The organism is Desulfatitalea alkaliphila (genome assembly GCF_022968795.1).
GTDB classification, from domain to species: Bacteria; Desulfobacterota; Desulfobacteria; order Desulfobacterales; family Desulfosarcinaceae; genus Desulfatitalea; species Desulfatitalea alkaliphila.
In genome coordinates this window covers 1-511 of sequence record NZ_JALJRB010000098.1, presented here as the reverse complement: position 1 = coordinate 511, position 511 = coordinate 1, and the positions used below count along the sequence as shown (strand labels likewise).

General features: G+C 60.1%; 1 protein-coding gene. It reads right to left on the bottom strand.

Going from position 1 to position 511, the window contains the following annotated elements; translation table 11 throughout:
• The coding region (locus tag MRX98_RS21910; RefSeq protein ID WP_246915340.1) for a GTP-binding protein at positions 1-511 on the bottom strand (511 nt) is incomplete at both ends.

Here is a 511-nt window from a genome sequence, read left to right as displayed (position 1 = left end):
CTCGCCCACCTTGACAATACCGCGCTCCACACGACCCGTGACCACCGTGCCGCGACCCGAGATACTGAACACATCCTCGATGGGCATCAAAAACGGCTTGTCGATGTCACGCTCCGGCTCCGGAATGAACGAGTCGATCGCATCCATCAACTCGAATATGCACTTGGCCTCCGCGCTGTCCGGATCATCCGACTCCAGCGCCTTGAGCGCGCTGCCGCGAACAATCGGCGTGTCGTCGCCCGGAAACTCGTACTTGCTCAAAAGCTCCCGCAACTCCAACTCCACCAGCTCGATCAGCTCCTCGTCGTCGACCATGTCGCACTTGTTCAAAAACACCACAATACGCGGCACACCCACCTGACGCGCCAGCAAAATGTGCTCCCGCGTCTGGGGCATCGGACCGTCATCGGCCGCCACCACCAATATCGCACCGTCCATCTGCGCCGCACCCGTGATCATGTTCTTGATGTAGTCGGCGTGGCCAGGACAGTCCACGTGCGCGTAATGACGT